This is a genomic window from Muribacter muris (assembly GCF_004569585.1).
GTDB classification, from domain to species: Bacteria; Pseudomonadota; Gammaproteobacteria; order Enterobacterales; family Pasteurellaceae; genus Muribacter; species Muribacter muris.
This window is the reverse complement of record NZ_SPPA01000022.1, coordinates 22,384-40,072: the sequence shown is the minus strand read 5'-3', so window position 1 is coordinate 40,072 and position 17,689 is coordinate 22,384. Positions and strand designations below refer to the sequence as shown.

Annotated in this window: 14 protein-coding genes and 1 riboswitch; of the genes, 6 read left to right on the top strand and 8 right to left on the bottom strand. The window is 45.9% G+C overall.

What is annotated here, in order from left to right; all coding sequences use genetic code 11:
* Positions 1-165 precede the first annotated feature (165 nt).
* The 8 genes from nlpI to thiM all read right to left on the bottom strand — a co-directional run bounded on the left by nlpI (position 166) and on the right by thiM (position 10,760).
* Positions 166-1,089 carry a lipoprotein NlpI gene (nlpI, locus tag E4T80_RS09660; RefSeq protein ID WP_135057866.1) on the bottom strand — a complete coding sequence of 308 codons (924 nt, stop codon included), beginning with the start codon at positions 1,087-1,089 and terminating at the stop codon, positions 166-168.
* A 69-nt stretch (positions 1,090-1,158) separates the two neighbouring features.
* Positions 1,159-3,279: a polyribonucleotide nucleotidyltransferase gene (gene pnp, locus E4T80_RS09655; RefSeq protein ID WP_135057863.1), complete on the bottom strand. Its 2,121-nt coding sequence runs from the start codon at positions 3,277-3,279 to the stop codon at positions 1,159-1,161.
* Positions 3,280-3,496: 217 nt separating this feature from the next.
* Positions 3,497-5,269, bottom strand: a complete 1,773-nt coding sequence (locus E4T80_RS09650) for an ABC transporter ATP-binding protein/permease (protein ID WP_135057860.1) — start codon at positions 5,267-5,269, stop codon at positions 3,497-3,499.
* Positions 5,270-5,374: 105 nt separating this feature from the next.
* Positions 5,375-7,519 (bottom strand): TonB-dependent receptor, encoded by a 2,145-nt coding sequence (locus E4T80_RS09645; RefSeq protein WP_135057857.1) that lies wholly within the window; start codon positions 7,517-7,519, stop codon positions 5,375-5,377.
* A gap of 350 nt (positions 7,520-7,869) precedes the next feature.
* On the bottom strand, positions 7,870-8,427 hold the full coding sequence (frr, locus tag E4T80_RS09640; protein WP_047977115.1) for a ribosome recycling factor: 558 nt from the start codon (positions 8,425-8,427) through the stop codon (positions 7,870-7,872).
* A gap of 60 nt (positions 8,428-8,487) precedes the next feature.
* On the bottom strand, positions 8,488-9,177 hold the full coding sequence (thiE, locus tag E4T80_RS09635) for a thiamine phosphate synthase (protein ID WP_135057854.1): 690 nt from the start codon (positions 9,175-9,177) through the stop codon (positions 8,488-8,490).
* Complete coding sequence (gene thiD, locus E4T80_RS09630) at positions 9,167-9,967, bottom strand: bifunctional hydroxymethylpyrimidine kinase/phosphomethylpyrimidine kinase (RefSeq protein WP_135057851.1); 801 nt, start codon at positions 9,965-9,967, stop codon at positions 9,167-9,169. The genes thiE and thiD overlap by 11 nt, the downstream gene beginning before the upstream one ends.
* Positions 9,960-10,760 carry a hydroxyethylthiazole kinase gene (thiM, locus tag E4T80_RS09625; protein WP_135057848.1) on the bottom strand — a complete coding sequence of 267 codons (801 nt, stop codon included), beginning with the start codon at positions 10,758-10,760 and terminating at the stop codon, positions 9,960-9,962. The genes thiD and thiM overlap by 8 nt, the downstream gene beginning before the upstream one ends.
* 55 nt (positions 10,761-10,815) lie before the next feature.
* Positions 10,816-10,905: riboswitch (TPP riboswitch) on the bottom strand.
* A 246-nt stretch (positions 10,906-11,151) separates the two neighbouring features.
* On the opposite strand from thiM, the gene lpcA reads away from it, so the two are divergent.
* From lpcA to rnc, 6 genes are all read left to right on the top strand, one after another.
* A complete protein-coding gene (gene lpcA, locus E4T80_RS09620) occupies positions 11,152-11,736 on the top strand; it encodes a D-sedoheptulose 7-phosphate isomerase (protein ID WP_047977111.1) in 585 nt (194 codons plus the stop codon).
* 279 nt (positions 11,737-12,015) lie between these two features.
* Positions 12,016-12,741 (top strand): 30S ribosomal protein S2, encoded by a 726-nt coding sequence (rpsB, locus tag E4T80_RS09615; protein WP_047977110.1) that lies wholly within the window; start codon positions 12,016-12,018, stop codon positions 12,739-12,741.
* A gap of 98 nt (positions 12,742-12,839) precedes the next feature.
* Positions 12,840-13,691, top strand: coding sequence for a translation elongation factor Ts (gene tsf, locus E4T80_RS09610; RefSeq protein ID WP_047977109.1), 852 nt, complete (start codon positions 12,840-12,842; stop codon positions 13,689-13,691).
* A 194-nt stretch (positions 13,692-13,885) separates the two neighbouring features.
* Positions 13,886-15,679, top strand: a complete 1,794-nt coding sequence (gene lepA / locus E4T80_RS09605) for a translation elongation factor 4 (protein WP_047977122.1) — start codon at positions 13,886-13,888, stop codon at positions 15,677-15,679.
* A gap of 224 nt (positions 15,680-15,903) precedes the next feature.
* The gene (lepB, locus tag E4T80_RS09600; protein ID WP_135057845.1) at positions 15,904-16,866 is read left to right on the top strand and encodes a signal peptidase I; all 963 of its coding nucleotides are present in this window, start codon (positions 15,904-15,906) and stop codon (positions 16,864-16,866) included.
* 54 nt (positions 16,867-16,920) lie between these two features.
* Complete coding sequence (gene rnc / locus E4T80_RS09595; RefSeq protein ID WP_135057842.1) at positions 16,921-17,592, top strand: ribonuclease III; 672 nt, start codon at positions 16,921-16,923, stop codon at positions 17,590-17,592.
* Positions 17,593-17,689: the final 97 nt, after the last annotated feature.

The window sequence follows — 17,689 nt, the reverse complement described above, 5'->3', positions numbered from 1 at the left end:
GATTCCAATAATCGTGCCCAAACTGTTTGGGCGGTTTGAAAATACATTGTTGAGGGGTTAGGTAAAACAAAAAGTGTCGGCAAATCAATGCGGAGTATAAGATTGTCATTGTGCAAGCGGGCAGTTTTGCAAGATTTTCGACAAATCCGACCGCTTGTTATCGTCCTAATTTTTCCCAACAATTACGGGAGCTGTTTGGCGATTGCGCAGTTGCGAAAGCTCAAACAAAGCAAAACGATACTCAACAAAATTATAAATTTGGTTTGCCGCAGCAAGACGGAAGAAACTTTTTGCCTCTTCCAACTGATTCAATTTGAGTGTTTGTTTTGCGAGATAAAAATACGTTTCCGTTAAAATTTCAGCGTAGGTTGGCGTGTTCGGCTCTGCCTGCGTATTCATTTTTGAACGGAGCTGTGTCAGGGTTAAATCCCCTAAAAAGTAACGAACAACCGAAGTACCCCAAAAATCTTCGGATATGCCTTTTGAGCGTTCGGTCAGATTTTGTTTTGCCGTGGCCGGGGCAAGTTCTAATTCGTTAAAATAAAGCCATAAAGCCCGATAAGGATCGGTTTTATCCGCTTGGTAAAATGCCTGAAAATCCCGCTCGGCTTCGGCATAACGCTGGCTATAATAGAAAGCAAGCCCTCGGTTTAAACGGGTGTAATCGTATGCATTGTCTAATTCTAAGACGGCGTTGAAAGCATCAATGGCACTGTCATAATCATCTTCCAATAGTAGATACAGCCCTAAATAATTGTAGGCTGCCGCCATTTTGGGATTATGCTCAATGGCGTGGGTGAAATCATAACGTGCCAGCGACCAAAGCCCTAAACTGTCATAAATCACGCCTCGCTCAAAGAATAATTCCGCCCGTTCCGCATTGGCTAATTTTGCCTCTTGCAGTACTTGCGTTAGCCGCACAACCATTGCTTCTTGTTCAAAGCGTAGCTGGGGGTTAAGCTCTGCAAGGGATAATCTGTCCGGATAGATCATATCCGTTGCACGATTAACGCAACCGCTTAAAAACAGCAGGGCGAAAAGAGCGAATAGGTAAGCTCGAAAGTTTAACAACTTAACAGCTTGTTGCATTTATAAACCTTAGATCAAATAGCAATGGCTTTCTCTCGCGGGAGAGAAAGCACATTGTCGGATTAGCGTTTATTCAAGCGTCGGCTCTGCTTCTACAACTTCGGCAGGCACTGGTGCGATGTCTTTCATCGTTAATCGGATACGACCTTGGCGGTCGATCTCCACCACTTTCACTTGTACCTCTTGACCGACTTCCAAGTAGTCGGCAACCCGTTCCACTCGGGCATCGGTGATTTGTGAAATGTGCACTAAGCCTTCTTTACCGCCCAAGATTGACACAAATGCGCCGAAATCGACAACACGGGTAACTTTACCTTTATAAACGGTATTGACTTCAACTTCGGCAACGATCTCTTCGATACGTTCCATCACACGTTTTGCCGCACCATTGTCCGTTGCGGCAATTTTCACTGTGCCGTCATCATCAATATCAATAGATGTGCCGGTCTCTTCGGTGAGCGCTCGGATAGTTGCCCCGCCTTTTCCGATCACATCTTTGATTTTCTTCGGATCGATTTTCATTGTGTGGATACGAGGCGCAAAATCGGAAATATCGGCACGAGGGGCTGGGATCGCTTGTTCCATCACCTCTAAAATGTGCATTCTTGCGCCTTTCGCTTGGTTAAGGGCAATACGCATAATTTCAGGCGTGATGCCTTCAATTTTGATGTCCATTTGGAGTGCCGTAACCCCTTTTCGTGTACCGGCTACTTTGAAGTCCATATCGCCAAGGTGATCTTCATCGCCCAAAATATCGGAAAGTACCACAAATTTGTCGTCTTCTTTCACTAGACCCATTGCAATACCGGCAACGGCGGCTTTAATCGGCACGCCCGCATCCATTAACGCCAGTGATGCACCACAAACGGACGCCATTGACGATGAACCGTTGGATTCGGTGATTTCAGATACAACACGCACCACATACGGAAACTCTTCCGCAGTCGGCATTACAGCTAATACGCCCCGTTTTGCCAAACGACCGTGTCCGATTTCACGGCGTTTTGGTGAGCCGATCATTCCTGTTTCGCCGACAGAATACGGAGGGAAGTTGTAGTGGAAAAGGAAACGATCGGATTTTTCACCGGTTAATTCGTCAATAATTTGTGCATCACGCTCTGTACCTAATGTCGCAACTGCGAGGGCTTGGGTTTCGCCACGGGTAAAAATGGCTGAACCGTGTGTGCGAGGCAATACGCCGGTGCAAATATCTAATGCCCGAACCGTATCTACGGTACGACCGTCAATACGAGGTTCGCCATTAATAATGCGGCTACGCACGATTTGGCTCTCTAATGCCGTGATAATATCAATGATTTTGCCTTCACTGATGCTGTCATCTGCGGCTGTAATTTGTGTGATGACATCGGCTTTAATCGCATCAATTTGCTCGTAACGAACTTGCTTTTCAACAATGCGGTAGGCTTCGCCAAGGCGGGCTTCTGCCAAACCTTTCACTTTTTCAATCAGTGCCGTATCCGGTTCCGGTGCGACCCAGTTCCAGCGAGGCTTGCCTGCTTCTTGGACGAATTGTTTGATATTTTCGATCACCACTTGTTGTTGTTCGTGCCCGAACACCACCGCCGCTAGCATCTGTTCTTCCGATAGAATATCCGCTTCGGATTCAACCATCAGTACAGCTTTGTCCGTGCCGGCAACCACGAGATCTAAACGGCTTAATTTTTGCTCGTTGATAGTTGGGTTTAACACGAATTGATCATTGATAAAACCGACACGAGCCGCACCGATTGGGCCGTTAAACGGCACGCCGGAGAGAGAAAGTGCAGCAGATGCGCCAATCATTGCAACTAAATCCGGACTGATTTGCGGATTGACGGACACCACGGTGGCAATTACTTGGATTTCGTTGAAAAAGCCTTCGGGGAAAAGCGGGCGAATCGGGCGGTCGATTAAACGGGCGATTAAGGTTTCGCCTTCAGACGGACGACCTTCACGTTTGAAAAAACCGCCCGGAATACGACCGGCTGCGTAAGTCCGCTCTTGATAATTGACGGTTAAGGGAAAGAAATCTTGCCCTTCTTTCACCTCTTTTTTAGCCACAACGGTTACAAATACGGTGGTATCGTCCATACTTGCCATTACCGCTGCGGTAGCTTGGCGGGCGATTGCCCCCGTTTCTAATGTAACAGTATGCTGACCATATTTAAACTGTTTCACAATTGGATTCATTTTTTAACTTCCTTTTGAATATCATTATTGTTTTACTTCTTAAAAAGGGCGACTAGCAGAAATCCTCTTATCTTTTTAGGGCTAAAAGCATTTCTGATAGTCGCTTTTCACTGACGAGAAGCAAAACTTGTTTATTATAGCGAAATTTTTGCCGAAAATCGCCTACTATTTCCAATTTGCAATGATTTTATGCTAACTGACCGCTTGTTCTGGCATTTTAGTTGGTTTCGACACAACAAATTCCAAGGGTGATCCGTTTATTATGAAACGGTTGCAGGGTACAGCGATGTCCAACACTAATCAGAATACTGTGTGGCAGAGCTTGTTTAATCGTGCGATAGAGTATCGCTTCGGTGGCTTCGTCCAGCGCCGAAGTCGTCTCATCAAGGAAAATCAATTCCGGTTTACTGAGTAAAATACGCACGAAGGCGATACGTTGCAATTCTCCCGGCGAGAGCGTAGTTTGCCAGTCGAGATCCTGATCTAACGCATCAAGATATTTTTCCAAGCAACACTGCTGCATTACCTGACGGATTTGCGTATCGCTGGCATTAATATGCGGATAGCAAATAGCGTCCCGTAACGTACCTTGCGGCATATAGGGACGTTGCGGTAAAAAGAGCGGTTGCTCGGTACAAGGACGTTCGGCAATGCCAACGGTTTCAAACGGGTAAATCCCCGCCAATGCTTTTAATAGTGTGGTTTTGCCTGTGCCGGACGCCCCTTGTATGAGCAACGCATCGCCATTTTTCAGTTCTATATTGATATTTTGCATTAGCAGCGTGCCGTTTGCGTCTTTAACCCCAAAGTTTTTTAGGGTGAACCCTCGGCTACACGGATAAGGGTAGTGAAGCTGGGTGCTGTCTAACTTATCCAATGTGATAAAAAAACCGTACAGGCGGTTAAGGCGAGCTTGATAAAGGGTAAAATCATCGTAAAACAGGCGGAAAAACGAGAGTGCCCGCATTAAACGGTTAAAGGATTGTACCGTTTGGTGCATATCGCCAAGGGTAACTTGACCGGCAAAAAAGCGCTGGGACTGCAACATTAGCGGCAGAATCATCGCAATTTGAGTTACGCCGGTGTTAAAACCGTCCAACCCTAACATTTTTTGTACGATCTTCCAGCGGTTATCAATGACGGCGGCAAATTTTTGGCGTAGATGATGCCGTTCTTTTTCCTCACCTGCGTAAAAGGCGATACTTTCCGCATTATCTCGTACACGAATTAATGAATAGCGGTAATCGCCCTGTAATTTTTCTTTGTTGAAATTCAGCTTAATCAGCGGGCGGCCGATGATGACGGAAAGGAGGGTGGCGCATAGAATAAAGAGGTAGATGAAAAAGACCACGCCTTTTGGAATTTCCACCCCGAAAATTGCCAAAATACCGGATAATCCCCATAAAATCAGGGTAAATTCCACGGTAGAGACCAGTGCATTGATCATGCCTCGCACCGCATCAAGCGTGCCGTGAACAAACTCGGTGGCATCTTGTTCTATCCGTTGATCGATATTATCCGGCAAATGTTTTTCATATTTGACGAGGTAGTAGTTTTTATTGGCAAGCCAGCGATTGAGCATTTCGGCGTTGAGCCTTTCCAGCCAGCGAATTTCAAAGACTTGTTGTAGAAAGTAGTTGATGATGGCGTGGATAATTTTCACAATAACCAGCATTAAATTGATAAGCGCGAAAAACCAAAACGCATCGGCTTGCTGCTTTTGCAATGAACTGTACAATCCGTTGTAGAAAAAGGTATTGAGGACGCTGATCCGCACTTCTAATAAAATCATCAACAGTAGCAACAACATCAGTGCTAGGGTTTTAGGTTTATTTGAGCTTGCCCAACAAGGTTGGGTGATGTGCCAAAACTTTTTGCCGAAGGTGGTTTTGCCGAGTAATCGCCCCACCAAATAAACCCCTGCCGATACACTTATCAGCGCAATGATTAACCACGATGCACTGTTGTTTAATTCCGTTTGCCAGTTCATTTGTTTTCCTTTATATGACGACAAGCGGTCGGTTTGCGTGATTTTTTTACAACAGTTTGAGATTGCAAAAATAACAGCTTAGCTGACCGCTTGCTCAAGCCGTGTTTAGAATGAATAATCGGTTTTGAACCAGTAGGTGCGGGGCATTCCTAATACGGCAAAGCTGCGATCGTATTGTCCCCGTTGTACTTGCCAATACTGTTTTTTGAACAGATTTTCAACACCTAAACGGAACACCATTTGTTGTTTGCCATTGAGGGATAGGGCATATTTTGCACAGGCGTCCACGGTGGTATATGACGGTAATTTATAGTTGGCTGCCGTATCCTGATAGGATTTGCCGTAGTGCTGCAAGCCGGCATTCAAGGTTAAATTACGCAAAAAAGCGGTGTCCCATTCTATGTTGGTTTTCATCATCAGACGAGGGCTGGTAACTTGTACGCCGGACACAATCGTATCCGCATAGGTCGGGAAATCGAATACTTTGCCTTGATTGTAGCTTACGCCCACATTGGCACGCAGGGTTTTGTCCAACAGGCTGGTGTAGAGGTTAAATTCAAGCCCACGGTTGCGCTCTTTACCTCGTTCCTGATTGGCGAAGGCTTTCATCGCTTTCGTGTTGCCACGAATAATCCCCGGACGGCTGATTTGGTAAGCACTGAAAGTTGTCGTGATATTTTCTCCCCAGTTTTTACGCACACCGGCTTCTATCTGTTTGGTAACCCGTGGGCTGTTCATTTCACCGGTTTCCATATCGACTTTGCCCGGTTCAAGATCTTCCAAATAGTTAGCATAGAACACTAAATTTGGATTATAGGCATAAGAGATCGCCGTCATTGGGCTGAAGCGGTGGGACGACAAGCGGTTATTTGCATTGCGATCTTGTTGCTTAATCCATTGGAAACGCCCGCCGAGCGTGAGGCGGAGCTTATCATCCAGAATGCCAAGCGTATCTGAAAGCGCAACACTCTGTGAGGTGAGCTTGGTATCTGTCGCTTGACTAAGCGCTGTGAAAGCCGGTTTTTCAATAAATTCAGGCTGGTACAGATTGGTCTGCATTTGACCGTTGCGGGTTTTAGTCGGGTTATTGTCGTGATCCCGCTGCCGTTCTACCGAGTCAAATGCGAGATTCCAATCGTGGTTAAGCTGTCCTGTTGCAAAATTGCCCTGCAACTTGAGATTAGCACTGGTGGTACGGGCGTGGAAGTCAAAGGCGGTTGCATTCGCAATACGGTAATCACCGTTTTGATTCCGCATTGCCAGTTGCGTGAAAGAGCCAGCATATTTCGATTCCATATGCCCAAGTCCGCCGGAAAGCATTAGATTATCCAGTAAATCGTACTCAAAGGTCAACATCGCAGTGGCATCTTGGCTAGTTTGTGCAGACCAATGCGGCACTAAATTGATCTTGCCGTTTGGAGCAGCGGGGATCGCAAAGGCTAAATTTTGCATATCCTGAACCCTTGCCCGCCCGCCATCGACTTGGCGTTTATTTTGCATATAATCAAGCCCGACTCGTAGCTTTTCGCCACGATAATCCGCGCCAATCGCAATCTCTTTGGCTCGCTCGCCGTAGCCGACACGGGCAGTATCGCCATCACGGTATTTGCCGTTGATCCGCACGCCCCACTCGTTGTTCGTACCAAAGCGGCGACCAAAGTCAAAGGATTCTTGTAAACGATTATTGCTGAACCACGCCAAGCCGATACGGTTAATCTCCTCATCGGTCGCCCGTTTGGTTTCAATATTCAGTGAAGCACCCGCCGAGCCTTCCGGATCCATTCCTACGGTGGCGGTGGACGCCCCTTTTATCAACTGTGCAGAACTGACCGCTGCCGTCGGTGAATTGTAGGTGGAATAAAGCCCTGCCAAGCCGTTCACGCTAAATTGGCGGGCATCTAGCTGTAATCCCCGCACATAAATGCCTTGTAGGGTATTGGTTTCACCGCCGAAATTCATTACTGACGCATCGGTTTTGGCAATCGCATCGACCACATTGCGAGGCTCTTTATCGGCGAAGGCTTTTTCATCGTAATTCACCACGCTAATCGGCGAAGTAAAGGCTAACTGCTTGCCGAGCAAACTTAAATTGACATCGGCTTTTAAATTCGGGTTGGCTTTGAACTGTTCAAGTTCGGCAACCACTTCGACTTCATCTAATGAGGCTTGGTTTTCCGTTTGAGTGGCGTAACTTAACGAAGCCGTGGTCGCAAATAAAGCGGTATAAATGAGATTGTGTTTAAAGGTCATAGGCGTTCTCTAAGATAGAAGTTATTAAGAATAATTCTCAATATTCTACTCTCTTTTATTCGTAAAATCGCCTGCTAAATCGGTTTAGTAGTCAGTTTTTACAAAAATTTAATTTTGCAAATGTTGGCAAGATATTGACCGCTTGAGAGAGGAAACTATGGCATTATCTATCGGTTATATCAGTCTGAAGACTATTCATAGGTAGCGGGTATATTCAAACTCTATCTGTTATTGAGGAAGAGAGATTAGCGTGTTCCTACAGTTTGAATGAAAAGCGTATTGTGATCATACTGGGAACAATGAAAAATCGCCCCTCACTCGTCAGAATAAGGGGCAGATTAGGGGATAAATTAGAAATCCATTAACTCTTTTTCTTTGTCGGCTAACACTTCATCGACTTTTTTGATGAAGCTGTCGGTGATTTTTTGGATCTCTTCTTCGGCTTTGTGCTGCTCGTTTTCGCTGATTGCTTTATCTTTGAGTAAGGCTTTGATTTTATCGTTAGCATCACGGCGAACGTTACGAATCGCGACTTTGCCTTGCTCGCCTTCGCCTTTGACAATCTTGATTAAATCACGGCGGCGTTCTTCCGTAAGCGGTGGAAGCGGCACACGGATAGTCGTGCCGGCAGAAGATGGGTTTAACCCTAAGTCAGAGGTTAAAATCGCTTTTTCAACCGCACCGATTAAAGAACGGTCAAACACGCTAACAGCAAGGGTGCGGGCATCTTCCGCCACCACATTGGCTAATTGACGTAACGGGGTTGCCGCACCGTAATACTCGACTTGGATTCCGTCTAATAAGCTCGGTTGCGCACGACCGGTACGGATCTTCGCAATATGTCCTTTTAATGCCTCAAGGCTTTTTTCCATACGTTCTTGCGTGTCTTTTTTAATGTCGTTAATCATTATGCTGTTCCTTTCTAAACAAATAAACGGGGCGATTTTACCTAATTTCCGGTGGTTTTCCTAGCGATTGTTGAGAATTATCGGGGCGGCTTTGAGTTGCCGAACGGCTAAGGGGATATCCGGCGCTTGGGTGATGGCGGAAATGACAGCAAGCCCGTCAATCCCGCTTTGGCGTAAGCGGGCGGCATTAGCAGTATTGATGCCGCCGATCGCCACACAAGGCTTATCAATCGCTAATCGGGGCAGGTTATCAAGGAAATCCACGCCTAAAGCGGCACTGTGGTCGAGCTTTGAAGCGGTTGGGAAAATCGGCCCGATGCCGAAATAATCAATCGCGTCATAATGGCGATAATGTTGGAGTTGTTCAAGGGTATTGATCGATAATCCAAATATGAGATTTTGCTTTTTTAGCCGCTCAATAATCTGTTTGACATTGCCGTCCGATTGACCGATGTGAATACCGTCCGCCCCGACTGCCAGCCCCAACTCGACATCATCATTCATAATAAAAGGAATCTGATAGTCGTGGCATAATCGGCGACATTTTTTGGCGAGATCTGCCTGTGCTTTAGGCTGTGCAGCCAAAGAGAATTGACCTTTATCACGAAATTGAAAGCAACTGATGCCGCTCTCTAGTGCCTGTCTTAAGATGTTCAGTAAGTTATCGGCAGGATCGCCGCTTAAATGTCGCATATCCTGTGTGCCGGCAATAAAGTAAAGATGCAGTGAAGCCCTAATATTAACTTTCATCTTGATATGCCCAGTGGTTAGTCGGCCCTTGCCCTTTGCCGATATTTAAACTGTTGCAAATGGCGGCATTGACAAATTTTTTAGTGATACTGACCGCTTGTTGTACGGTTTTGCCTTTTGCAAGCTCCGCCGTAATGCAGGCGGAGAAGGTACACCCTGTGCCGTGAGTATGGGGTGTGTCATAGCGTGGGGTACTTAATGTCAATTCAAATTCAGGGTGAAACACCCAATCGGTACTCATCTCCCCTTGAAGATGTCCCCCCTTTATAATCACAGCGTTTGCGCCCATTTTTTGTAGGGCTTGTGCCGCCCGTTTTGCCGTGCGATGATCGGTGATGTGTATGCCGGTTAAGGCTTCCGCTTCCGGTAAATTAGGGGTAAGAATGTCCGTTAAAGGCAGTAATTGGCGGATCAAGGCAGTGATCGCGTCAGGGGCTAATAAAGCTGAGCCACCCTTGGCGATCATAACCGGATCGACAATGAGCCGATTAAATTGATAATAGCGTAGCTTGTCGGCAACACATTCAATGACCTCACTACTGCCGAGCATACCGAGTTTGACGGCGGCGAGTTCAAAATCTTGCGCTACCGTATCAATTTGTGCAGCAATACTCTTGACAGGAATAGGGTGAATGTCAAACACCCCTTGCGTATTTTGAGCGGTTACGGCGGTAATCACGCTCGTGCCAAAAACACGGCGCATTTGGAACGTTTTTAAATCCGCCTGAATACCTGCACCGCCGCCACTGTCCGAACCGGCAATCGTCAGCACTTGAGGGATCTTATTCATCACTTACCCTCGCGCGTGTTGAAATATCTGTCGGGCGAAGGGTGGCAAGACAATCAAGTAACTGCACGGCGAATTTCCCTGATTGCTGCGGTAAAATCCCTTGAGTTGCCAGCTCGCCTGCTATGTTATAACTTGTGCAGGCTTCAATGGTCGCTTGGAAGGCTTGATCTTGGTCGGCAACGCTCAAAAAGGCGGCAAATACTGCACCGAGTAGGCAGCCTGCGCCGGTGATACGGGTAAAAAGCGGTGTGCCGTTGTGGATATTCACCACGCGGTTACCATCGCTGATGCGATCGATTTCTCCGCTCATTGCCACGATACAGTGATATTTTTGGGCAACTGCCTGTGTCATCGCAGCGAAGTCCGCTTGCCCCTGTCCGGCATCGACTCCTTTCGCTTGCCAATCTATTTCGGCAAGTGTGGCAATTTCACCGACATTACCCCGAATAACGCTCATTTTCACCGTTTGTAACAGATGGGCTATGGCTTGTTGGCGGTAAGGCGTTGCCCCTACGCCAACGGGATCTAACACAACCGGCACGTTCAGGGCATTTGCCGCACGTCCGGCGCATATCATTGCATCGAGATCCGAATGATTGAGCGTGCCGATATTTAAGAGTAAGCCTTTGGAAAAGTGTTGAATATCTGACATTTCTTGCACATTGGCGGACATTAACGGCGAAGCGCCCAATGCCAACAGACCGTTTGCGGTGTAGTTGGCGACAACGTAATTGGTAATGCAATGGATTAACGGGTTGGCTTGGCGGATTTTATCTAAAAGAGAAAATTGCATAGTGTCTCCTATTTATTGAATAAAAGCAGAACCAGCAATATTGACGAAAAGGTGGACAGTATTGAAGTTAGTTCCCTACGTCAGTATTAACTGAATCAGGTTCACGGGTATAATCTCAGCAATAATTGCACCCCGACTAAACGATTTTTAGTCTAATACTGCCAAAATATTTCGCAAGTGGTTGCGCGAAAAAAGATCAAAAATGTGATCTTCTTCACATGTTGAGAGCAATATTTTTCAGAAAGCGATTGATCAGGTTTGCCCTGTGCGATTTCAGCCTATTGATGCGGAGATTGTTGCTGTATCCGGCGGGGCTTTATGTTAGACTGCCCGCACTTTTCCGCCGAACAAGCGGTAAGAAAATTTCCATTTTTTGCAAAAGGATCAGGTTATGTATCAACAACAGATTTTGGCAGAATTGAAAGAAGCTGCCGAAGTATTAGATAAATTCATTCAAGACGAACACAATTTAGCCTTAATTCAGCAGGCGGCATTGCTGATTTCCGACAGTTTCAAACAAGGCGGAAAGGTACTTTCTTGCGGTAACGGCGGTTCGCACTGCGATGCGATGCACTTTGCCGAAGAGCTGACCGGACGTTATCGCGAAAACCGCCCCGGTTATCCGGCGATTGCCATTTCCGATGTCAGCCATTTAAGCTGTGTGAGTAACGATTTCGGCTATGAATATGTCTTTTCCCGCTATGTTGAAGCCGTGGGGCAAAAAGGCGATGTCCTGTTTGGACTGTCCACCTCCGGCAATTCAAAGAATGTGCTTAATGCAATAGCAGCGGCGAAAGCCAAAGGAATGAAAGTGATTGCGATGACGGGTAAAGACGGCGGGCAAATGGCGGGGCTGGCGGATGTGGAAATCCGTGTGCCGCATTTCCGCTATGCCGATCGTATTCAAGAAGTGCATATTAAAGTCATTCATATCTTAATGATGCTGATTGAATTTGAAATGGCTAAAGCGGCGTAATGTTGTTTAATGTCGATAGATCGGGGCAGGGGAGATGCCCCGATTTTTCGTGAAAAATCACTGGATTTTTTCTAAAATCCTGCTAAAATTCGCCCGTTTTTTGTGCTTAAGCTATTTTGCACGAAAAACGTTTATTTTTTTATGTTAATCCAAAATCACACACATATCATTAACTGGTTATCGGGGTGCTGTTAGATAATCTTTAACGGTCGATTTATCAGGGTATGTGGAGGCTAAACCCTTCCCATTTCATTGGGAACTCACAAAAGGAAAATTTTTATGGCACAAGTATCTATGCGCGATATGCTTAACGCAGGCGTTCACTTCGGTCACCAAACTCGTTACTGGAACCCAAAAATGAAACCGTTTATCTTCGGTGCGCGTAATGGTGTTCACATTGTAAACTTGGAAGTGACTTTACCGTTATTTAACGAAGCGTTAGCGGAATTAACCCGCATTGCGAGCAACAATGGCAAAATTCTTTTCGTTGGGACAAAACGTGCAGCGTCAGACGCAGTAAAAGCAGCGGCAGTAGAGAGCCAGCAATTCTACGTGAACCACCGTTGGTTAGGTGGTATGTTGACTAACTGGAAAACAGTCCGTCAATCAATCAAACGCTTAAAAGATTTAGAAGCGCAAACCCAAGACGGTACATTCGATAAAATCACTAAAAAAGAAGCATTGATGCGTACCCGTGAGCTTGAAAAATTAGAATTAAGCTTAGGCGGTATTAAAGATATGGCGGGTTTACCAGATGCAATCTTTGTCATCGGTGCAGACTACGAACATATCGCAATCAAAGAAGCAAACAACCTCGGTATTCCGGTATTTGCGATCGTTGATACTAACGCAAGCCCGGACGGCGTAAACTACGTTATCCCGGGTAACGATGACGCAGCACGTGCGATCCAACTTTACTTAGATGCAGCGGTAGCGGCAATCAAAGAAGGTCGTGGTCAAGAAGCTGTTGCAGCGGAATTTGTTGCAGAAGAAGCGGCTGAATAATCGTCTTTAAGGCAAGCCCTTAAAACACATTCATTATTTGTGAAGCAGGGGCAAATTTTCCCCTGCTTTCTTTTATCTACAATCAAGAGGAATCGAAAATGGCTGAAATTACAGCAGCACTCGTAAAAGAGCTACGTGAGCGTACCGGCGCAGGTATGATGGAATGTAAAAAAGCGTTAGTGGAAGCAAATGGCGATATTGAATTAGCAATCGACAATATGCGTAAATCCGGTCAAGCCAAAGCGGCTAAAAAAGCCGGTCGTGTTGCCGCAGAAGGCGTTATCCTTGCTCGTATCGGCGCAGGTTTCGGCGTATTAGTTGAAATGAACTGTGAAACAGACTTCGTAGCGAAAGATGCCGGCTTCTTAGAATTAGCGAACGAAGTAGCGGATTATGCAGTTGCAAACAAAGGTGCAACCATTGATGCGTTACAAGCGCAATTTGAAGAAAAACGTGCGGCGTTAGTGGCGAAAATCGGTGAGAATATGAATATCCGCCGTGTTCAATACTTAGAGGGCGAAGTGCTTGCACAATACTTACACGGTGCGAAAATCGGTGTATTAGTTGCGGGTCAAGGCGCTGAAGATGAGTTGAAAAAAGTGGCAATGCACGTTGCAGCCTCTAAACCTGAATTTGTTAATCCTGAAGATGTTTCTGCGGAAGTGGTGGCAAAAGAGCGTGAAATTCAAATCGAAATCGCAATGAACTCCGGTAAACCAAAAGAGATCGCAGAGAAAATGGTTGAAGGCCGTATGGCGAAATTCACCGGCGAAGTGTCTTTAACCGGTCAAGCATTTGTAATGGATCCATCACAATCTGTCGGTAACTACTTAAAATCTGTGAATACTTCCGTGTCCGGTTTCATCCGTTTAGAAGTGGGTGAAGGTATCGAGAAAGTGGAAGAAGATTTCGCAGCAGAAGTGGCAAAAATCACTGGCGGAAACGCATAATTTTTTCCTTTCAATTAAGAGCGAGCCTAAGGCTCGCTTTTGTCTTGACAAGCGGTGGGTTTCCCCACCGTTTTTGCAAAAAAATCATTGAAACCGACCGCTTTCTTTTTCCTTTTCGTTGGTTTTCAGGTAAAATTCTGCGACTATTTTCTTAATAAGTTTTGACAGATAGGACATTTACTGCCCTTATGAAAATGCAGAATATTCGTAATTTTTCTATTATTGCCCATATCGATCACGGCAAATCGACCTTATCCGACCGCTTGATTCAAACCTGCGGCGGCTTATCGGCGCGTGAGATGGAAGCACAAGTGCTGGACTCAATGGATTTGGAGCGTGAACGTGGCATAACCATTAAAGCCCAAAGCGTAACCCTTCATTACACCGCCAAGGACGGTGAAACTTATCAACTGAATTTTATCGACACTCCGGGACACGTTGACTTTTCCTATGAAGTATCCCGCTCTTTAGCTGCGTGTGAGGGTGCATTATTAGTGGTCGATGCCGGACAAGGCGTTGAGGCGCAAACCTTAGCAAATTGCTATACGGCGATTGAAATGGATTTGGAAGTTGTGCCAATTTTAAATAAAATCGACTTACCAGCGGCTGATCCGGAGCGAGTGGCGGAAGAAATTGAGGATATTGTCGGCATTGATGCAATGGAAGCGGTGCGCTGTTCGGCAAAAACGGGGTTAGGTATTGATTTGGTATTGGAAGAGATTGTTGCAAAAATCCCTGCTCCTGAAGGCGATCCCGAAGCGCCGTTGCAAGCGTTAATTATTGACTCTTGGTTTGATAACTATTTGGGTGTGGTTTCCTTAGTTCGGGTGAAAAACGGTACGCTCAAGAAAGGCGACAAAATTAAGGTAATGAGTACCGGACAATCCTATAATGTGGATCGCTTAGGGATTTTCACCCCGAAACAAGTGGATACGACCGTCTTAAACTGCGGCGAAGTCGGCTGGGTTGTCTGTGCGATTAAAGATATTTTAGGCGCGCCGGTGGGCGATACGATTACCCATCATCATAACCCTGCCGCAGAGGTGTTAGCGGGTTTCAAAAAAGTGAAGCCGCAAGTTTATGCCGGTTTGTTCCCGATTAGCTCGGACGATTATGAAGCTTTCCGGGACGCTCTCGGCAAGTTGAGCCTAAACGATGCCTCGCTTTTCTACGAGCCGGAAAATTCCACGGCACTCGGCTTTGGTTTCCGTTGCGGTTTCCTCGGCTTATTGCATATGGAAATTATCCAAGAGCGCTTAGAACGGGAATATGATCTTGACTTGATTACGACAGCGCCGACCGTTGTCTATGAAGTCGAGCAGACCAACGGTGAGGTTGTTTATGTGGATAGCCCGTCCAAACTGCCGCCGATCAGCAATATTGCCCAAATCCGTGAGCCGATTGCCGAGTGTAATATGCTTGTGCCGCAGGAATATTTAGGCAATGTGATTACCCTTTGCGTTGAAAAACGGGGCGTGCAAACTAATATGGTGTATCACGGCAATCAAATTGCCCTGACCTATGAAATCCCAATGGGAGAAGTGGTGCTGGATTTCTTCGACCGTTTGAAGTCTACGTCTCGCGGTTATGCCTCTTTGGATTACGGCTTTAAGCGTTTCCAAGCAGCCGATATGGTGCGGGTTGATATTATGATCAACGGCGATCGGGTTGATGCGTTGGCACTTATCGTGCATAAAGATAATGCACAGTATCGTGGGCGTGAATTGGTCGAAAAAATGAAAGATCTCATTCCCCGTCAGCAATTTGATATTGCGATCCAAGCGGCGATCGGCAACCATATTATCGCGCGCTCTACGGTTAAACAGTTACGCAAAAATGTCTTGGCAAAATGTTACGGCGGTGATGTCAGCCGTAAGAAAAAATTGTTGCAAAAACAGAAAGAGGGTAAAAAACGAATGAAATCCCTCGGTAACGTTGAAGTACCGCAAGAGGCGTTTTTAGCAATTTTACACGTTGGCAAAGACTAACCACAAGCGGTCGGTTAGTGAGATATTTTTGTAAATTTTCGATATTATGTAGCAAATGTACAATTTAAAGAAATGTAGGGACGCTACGCAAGTATCCGTGAAAATCAAATGATCTCAAAAGTTGTATGGTTTCCCTACTTATGAGATAGTATTTAAGTTTGTGCAACGGCTAATAATATCGTAAATTTCCACTTAAAACCGGCTGCTTGCAGAAGGAGAACGAAATGGCAAATATTCTGCCGATTTTATTTATTGCCGTGCTTTACGGCGTATGGAAAGTGTTGGAGAGCTACCAACTGCCGAACACCTTGTCGATTATATTGGTATCGTTGGTGGTGATCTGCGGTGGTTTTTGGGCGTTTTATAAATTCAGTGCCGAACCTCGCCGCCAAGCGAAAATTGCCCGTGAGCAAAAACGGCTAGAGCGTGAATTAACGGCGGAAGAACTGGCACAAGTTCAGCCTCGCTCAATGGTCGGTGAATTTCTTGCCTCACTCTTTGGGGTACTTTTCTTGGTCACTTTTTTACGCTCATTTATTTTTGAGCCGTTTCAAATTCCGAGCGGATCAATGGAACCGACCTTGCGAGTGGGCGATTTCTTAGTGGTGGAAAAATACGCCTACGGCATTAAAGATCCGATTTGGCAGAATACTTTAATTGAAACGGGCAAACCGCAGCGGGGCGATGTGGTGGTGTTTAAAGCGCCGCAGCAACCGGCAGTGGATTACATTAAACGTGTGATTGGTGTGGGTGGCGATAAAGTTCAATATAACTTATCCACCCAACAATTAACGGTAACAGACGGCAAAACCGGCGAAGTGAAGACATTCCAATATCAAGGTGCAGCACCAAATCCCGACTTTTTCTACCACGGTGAAATGCAAATTGAGCGTACGGAAATCGGTGATGTCCGCCATCAAATTTTGAATAACCCGCAGGCATTTAATTATGCCCCCTATTTTTATCAACAAGCGGGTCAAGCGGTCGGTGAATGGGTTGTACCGGCAGGGCATTATTTCGTAATGGGCGATAATCGGGATAACAGTGAAGACAGCCGTTTTTGGGGCTTTGTACCGGAAAAAAATCTGGTCGGTAAAGCCACTTTTATTTGGTTGAGTTTGGATAAAAAGCCGAATGAATTTCCAACCGGCATACGATTTAACCGATTATTTACCACAATACAATAATAATTTCAGCGGCAAAGTTGGTCGCATTTCCTTAACTCAAGGGCAGAGGTCTTAATGCAATTAGAACGATTACAATGTAAGCTGGGGTATCAATTCCGACAAATTGATTACCTAAAACAAGCGCTTACCCATCGCAGTGCAGGGGCAAAGAATAACGAACGGCTGGAATTTGTCGGCGATTCTATTCTTAACTTTGCCATTGGCAAGGCATTGTACGATAAATTCCCGAAAGCAAACGAGGGGGAACTCAGCCGAATGCGGGCCTCGTTGGTGCGGGAGCAGACCTTAGCGATTGTTGCGCGTCATCTAGAGCTGGGTGAGCATATACGCTTGGGCGCAGGCGAGCTGAAAAGCGGTGGTTTTCGGCGGGAATCCATTTTATCGGATTGTGTTGAGGCAATTATCGCGGCGATCTATTTGGATGCCGGCTTTGAAACGGCGCTTGAGTGTATTTCCCGTTGGTACCAAGATTTGCTGGTGGAAATGAAACCGGGTGAAGCGCAGAAAGATCCGAAAACCCGTTTGCAAGAGTATTTGCAAGGCAAAAGGCTAAAATTGCCGGAATATCAAGTGATTGAAATTAAAGGCGAAGCGCATAACCAAACCTTTACCGTAAGTTGTAAAGTTGAACGATTGGCAGAAACAGTGATCGGTAGTGGCACTAGCCGCCGTAAAGCCGAACAAAATGCCGCCGAGCAAGTCTTGCAAAAATTACTCAATAAATAATCTCAACAAGCGGTCAGTAAACGGTAAACATTTGCAAAAAATGCCTTAAAACCGACCGCTTGCTTTATGAAGAAATGCAATGCAATTAGATGATCTG

What these genes read in the sequence shown, in the direction of transcription:
- nlpI (WP_135057866.1), bottom strand. Translation starts at nt 1,089, where the DNA reads ATGCAACAAGCTGTTAAGTTGTTAAACTTTCGAGCTTACCTATTCGCT.
- pnp (WP_135057863.1), bottom strand. Translation starts at nt 3,279, where the DNA reads ATGAATCCAATTGTGAAACAGTTTAAATATGGTCAGCATACTGTTACA.
- E4T80_RS09650 (WP_135057860.1), bottom strand. Translation starts at nt 5,269, where the DNA reads ATGAACTGGCAAACGGAATTAAACAACAGTGCATCGTGGTTAATCATT.
- E4T80_RS09645 (WP_135057857.1), bottom strand. Translation starts at nt 7,519, where the DNA reads ATGACCTTTAAACACAATCTCATTTATACCGCTTTATTTGCGACCACG.
- frr (WP_047977115.1), bottom strand. Translation starts at nt 8,427, where the DNA reads ATGATTAACGACATTAAAAAAGACACGCAAGAACGTATGGAAAAAAGC.
- thiE (WP_135057854.1), bottom strand. Translation starts at nt 9,177, where the DNA reads ATGAAAGTTAATATTAGGGCTTCACTGCATCTTTACTTTATTGCCGGC.
- thiD (WP_135057851.1), bottom strand. Translation starts at nt 9,967, where the DNA reads ATGAATAAGATCCCTCAAGTGCTGACGATTGCCGGTTCGGACAGTGGC.
- thiM (WP_135057848.1), bottom strand. Translation starts at nt 10,760, where the DNA reads ATGCAATTTTCTCTTTTAGATAAAATCCGCCAAGCCAACCCGTTAATC.
- lpcA (WP_047977111.1), top strand. Translation starts at nt 11,152, where the DNA reads ATGTATCAACAACAGATTTTGGCAGAATTGAAAGAAGCTGCCGAAGTA.
- rpsB (WP_047977110.1), top strand. Translation starts at nt 12,016, where the DNA reads ATGGCACAAGTATCTATGCGCGATATGCTTAACGCAGGCGTTCACTTC.
- tsf (WP_047977109.1), top strand. Translation starts at nt 12,840, where the DNA reads ATGGCTGAAATTACAGCAGCACTCGTAAAAGAGCTACGTGAGCGTACC.
- lepA (WP_047977122.1), top strand. Translation starts at nt 13,886, where the DNA reads ATGCAGAATATTCGTAATTTTTCTATTATTGCCCATATCGATCACGGC.
- lepB (WP_135057845.1), top strand. Translation starts at nt 15,904, where the DNA reads ATGGCAAATATTCTGCCGATTTTATTTATTGCCGTGCTTTACGGCGTA.
- rnc (WP_135057842.1), top strand. Translation starts at nt 16,921, where the DNA reads ATGCAATTAGAACGATTACAATGTAAGCTGGGGTATCAATTCCGACAA.